Origin of the sequence: Psychromonas aquimarina ATCC BAA-1526 (assembly GCF_000428725.1) — a bacterium.
GTDB classification, from domain to species: Bacteria; Pseudomonadota; Gammaproteobacteria; order Enterobacterales; family Psychromonadaceae; genus Psychromonas; species Psychromonas aquimarina.
Map to the genome: position 1 here is coordinate 1 of NZ_AUAM01000095.1, position 4,305 is coordinate 4,305.

The following is a 4,305-nucleotide window of genomic DNA, read 5'->3' on the forward strand; positions in this document are numbered from 1 at the left end:
AATAAGGCACTGTCCTCATTGACAACTCAGGAAATACAGGCTTTGGAAAATAAATGGTATGATAAGGCCGGAGATATAAGCAGAAAACAAGTTTCAATGGTTCCCGTACCTTTATTAAATCTTACGAATGAAAAACGGGGGCGTGTGATCTCGTATCAGAAAGAGGGAAGAGAGTATCTGGCGTTTACTACCTATATGGACTCAGATCTCGGTGTAACTGAGCAGTTTGGTATTGTCGTACCCGCCCATATACTGACGGATCCGTATCTGGAGGTAGTATGGTTTTCAATATATGCAGCGATAATGCTTCTGTTACTCTCTGTTCCATTAATAATGTATAGCGCCAATTTAATCGTAAATCCGATTCGCATCTTAATGAATGAAAATGAAAAGGTGCGCTTAAGAAAATTTGATAATGTAGTAAATGTACCGACAAGAATTAAAGAGCTGGCGGAGCTTTCATCTTCCCTCGTTTCTATGGCTGAAGATATAAAAGCATACCAGAAGGGCCAACAAAAGCTGATGGACGGCTTTATAAAGCTTGTTGCCGGAGCAATTGACTGCAAATCTAAATATACCGGCGGCCACTGTTCAAGGGTGCCGGAATTGGTCAAAATGCTGGCTAAAGAGGCGAACTCCACAAATGAAGGTCCCTTTAAAGAGTTTACTCTGCAGACAGAAAATGAATGGCGAGAATTGTTTGTTGGCGCCTGGCTACACGACTGCGGCAAAGTGACTACACCCGAGTATGTTGTGGACAAGGCAACAAAACTGGAAACTATCTTCAATCGAATCCATGAGGTGCGCACGAGATTTGAAGTAATTTGGCGCGATGTGCAGATTGAACATTATGAACGCCTGTTGAAGGGAGCAGACGAGAGCGAATCAAGAGCGTTGATGGTTGAGGCTCACAAAGAGCTAACGGAGGACTTTGCCTTTATCGGCGAATGCAACATTGGCGGCGAGTTCATAACCCCGGACAAACAGGAGCGGGTGATGGCTATTGCATCGCGTACATGGTTAAGACATTTTGATGACCGTGTCGGTCTTTCCAAAGAAGAATCAGTCCGATTTGCTATTAAGGACAAGCTGAACCTTCCGGTTCAGGAAAACCTTCTAAGTGACAACCCAAAACATATTTTAAAGCGGGAACATTTTGATTTTGATGAATACAGGCGTTTGGGTTTTAAAGTAGATGTGCCACAGTATCTGTTTAATTATGGTGAAATCTATAACCTCTGTATAGCAAAAGGAACGCTTACGACAGAAGAACGATTTATAATTAATGAACATGTAATTATGTCGATCAAAATGCTGGAGTCACTTCCGCTTCCGGAAAATCTCAGACGGGTCCCCGAATACGCCGGAACACATCATGAGACAATGGCAGGGACAGGTTATCCCAGAAAATTAAATAAAAAAGAGCTCTCAGTACCTTCACGGATCATGATGATAGCTGATGTTTTTGAAGCATTGACTGCACCGGACAGACCGTATAGAAAAGCCAAAAAATTATCTGAGGCAATTAAGATATTGAACAGTATGAAAAATGACGGACAGATTGACCCTGACCTTTTTGAACTTTTTTTGAGCTCCGGCGTCTATTTGAAATACGCGGCAAAACATCTAAAAGATGAACAGATTGATGAGGTCAAGATCTCTTCTTATTTGTAAATCGTCTAGATCCAGTGTAATTAGTTCAATATTGTGAGTTACATAATATTTTATGTGGCCTGCATAGGTGTAACTGCTTCCTTTGCGGTTGGCAAGGAAATTTTTCCCTTTGATAAACGCTTGGTCATTAACCAAAAAACCATACCGTCATAATTTAATGCTCGGAGCATGGTTTTGTTACGGTTGATAAAGACAAACAATGTACCAGAACGTGGATCTTGGGCGAGTTGTCGATGACAAATAGCTGCAAATCCGTCAATACCGCAACGAAAGTCGGCGGGTTGAACAGCCAGTAAAATAGAGGTATTTGCGGTCAGTAATATCATACCCGCAGTGCTCCCGTGATAACAGTAAATAACTCTGGCGAGATAGAGCCGGTAAGTTGTTACCATTTTTACAAGTGAGCGTCATATTCAGCTCATCAGGGGTAGCTTTAAACTCATCTGAGACAGCAGTGAATTCACCAGGTTCATTGACGGAGGTTGCTCGTTTAACACCAGTTGTGGAATGTTGACCCCGCAATGTTTAATGCTGTTTTGATTTGGCTAGGTGCATAATATTGAGATAGTGCAATAGTTTTGTCTTTTATCTACATATTTTCGGAGAGCTGACCCAATGTATTTCTAAATGCTATCAATGAATCACCTAAGCTTTACGCTTGAAGAGCGTAAAGGCACGACTGAACTCATTTAGCTCTTCAATACTTAGAGATGTCTTCGGGTTTCTCATCTGAAATGTTATTTTTATTCTCGACAAAGATATTAGACAGCCTATTCTTTTAAGGGTACGCAATGAAATCCAATGGTACGAAAAGTTACTCTAAGGGGAGCGCCCATCCCCTCGATATTAACCTTATCTCCTGATTGGCCTTATGTGACGGGGCTATGGAAGGATCTCTAATAGTTGCGTTAATTTAGGGGGGGACGTAAGTTTGAGTCTGTAAAAGTGTCAATTTAGGCTCACTATCTCAATTATTTACACTGCAATTAAGGCGTTCTTTAAACCTAACTTGACAATATCATGCGCCTAATGCCGATTTCGAGGGGATGGGCGCAAAACCCTTGATACGTCCATTCCATGAATCATATGCAGTAACATAATTCTCATATCCGGCAGGCTGGTCAAGGCTTTCAGTTGTATCAATGTGCCATTTCATGGAGCAACTATAGATAACGCCATTTTCTCGTGCGAGCTGAGGTATTCCAAAAATGGTATTTATAGGCTGTTCTACCTCCCATATAATGGAAATATCGTCACAAGCCTCATTGACCTCGAGGCAAGTGATCCCAGATTCGTTGGAGACACTTTCAATGATTTCACCGCTACTATCCCTTGTATGCCCAAAATTAGAAGAAACAGCAATTCTATTTCCATAACCAATCATGGAAGTTTCAGTTGTACTTCTCATAGCTTGAAAAAGTGTTTGGCTCCCAACCAAGAGCGGTGAGGATCTTTCTCGCCCTTTATAAACATAGACGGACGTTTGTGGGTCGGCATTATCACAAAAGGTTACCAGTTTCTCTCCATTGGGATGATCTAGCAATGTAACTGTGGTACCACTCCCTGTATTTGATAATCCTGTTTTCATATATGAAACATGCGGATAAGATATTTCCCAACCCAGTGAAACATTGTTTCCGCTAAAATCTATACGGCGACAAAACACTTATAAAACGCATAACTTTTGTAGTAATAAAAATTTATACTGTTTTTTAATAATGGTAAACACGTAAGCTATTTGATAAACCTTGCGACCTCAAATTATGTGGTAAACATAACATTGAAAATTACTACTAAAACACAAAATATTGATCTTTTATTATAGTCCTATATAAAGCACGAAAAACATAGCTGGAGTTATCACATTATGAGCAAACAATATTATCGGCCGACAACAAGACTTTATAAACTAACCTATTAGCAATTCCGAGGGGATGGGCGCAAAACCCCTAATTATCAACGGTTCTTTCAAGGGCAGATTCGCCGCGTTCTTTTTTAAAAAACTAATGGTTTCTACATGCATAACTTATCTCCTTGGTTATTTACCTATAAGGAGCGTCTTACGTTAGTTATCACCGTAAGGACTCCAAAGACGTTAATGCAAAACCTGTCTGTTTGTAGTTATAAAAAATACAGACAGTAATTTCACATCAACATAATTATTTTAACACTAAACCCCAAAAAGACCAAATTTAGGCTAAATTCAGTTTATTGGTGTTTTTTATATCAAATGGGAAATGAATTTGAAGATCGTTTGTTTCACACTGTGAAACAGAAATGAAGACTAACTACCCCTACAGATAGCTTTTTAATCACCACAGAACCTAATTTAGATGTGCATACTGACAATGACCTACCCATTAGATGGATAACAACATAAATTAAGGAGAATCTTATTAAGATATTAATTCAACTGGAAATTGAGCCGATTGTTTTAATGAAAGCATTAACATTTGGATGTGCGGTGTGTTCATTACTCACCATTATTATTAACTAACCAACAAACGGGCTATTTAGCTGTCTCTTGATCACAAGCCAGATTCAAGAGACTTCGCTAGCTCATAACCTTCAAGGATGGTTTGTAATTTAAACCATCCTTGCCATAGCACCTTGACAGATGCGCGCCCCGTT

3 protein-coding genes are annotated in these 4,305 nt (G+C 39.7%); 1 reads left to right on the forward strand and 2 read right to left on the reverse strand.

Translation table 11 applies throughout. The features are described from left to right. A partial coding sequence (locus G337_RS26705) for an HD-GYP domain-containing protein (protein ID WP_037028054.1) occupies positions 1-1,674 on the forward strand: 1,674 nt, incomplete at its 5' end. Positions 1,675-1,724: 50 nt separating this feature from the next. Here the strand turns inward: G337_RS26705 and tnpB are convergent. Together tnpB and G337_RS0118685 are read right to left on the reverse strand one after the other, a co-directional pair. Continuing rightward, positions 1,725-2,000 carry an IS66 family insertion sequence element accessory protein TnpB gene (gene tnpB, locus G337_RS26710; protein ID WP_051303398.1) on the reverse strand — a complete coding sequence of 92 codons (276 nt, stop codon included), beginning with the start codon at positions 1,998-2,000 and terminating at the stop codon, positions 1,725-1,727. A gap of 692 nt (positions 2,001-2,692) precedes the next feature. After that, the gene (locus G337_RS0118685; RefSeq protein WP_028865226.1) at positions 2,693-3,262 is read right to left on the reverse strand and encodes a hypothetical protein; all 570 of its coding nucleotides are present in this window, start codon (positions 3,260-3,262) and stop codon (positions 2,693-2,695) included. Positions 3,263-4,305 lie beyond the last annotated feature (1,043 nt).

Bases quoted from the DNA above. Each gene is read 5' to 3' on its own strand.
- tnpB (WP_051303398.1), bottom strand. From the start codon at position 2,000: ATGATATTACTGACCGCAAATACCTCTATTTTACTGGCTGTTCAACCC.
- G337_RS0118685 (WP_028865226.1), bottom strand. From the start codon at position 3,262: ATGAAAACAGGATTATCAAATACAGGGAGTGGTACCACAGTTACATTG.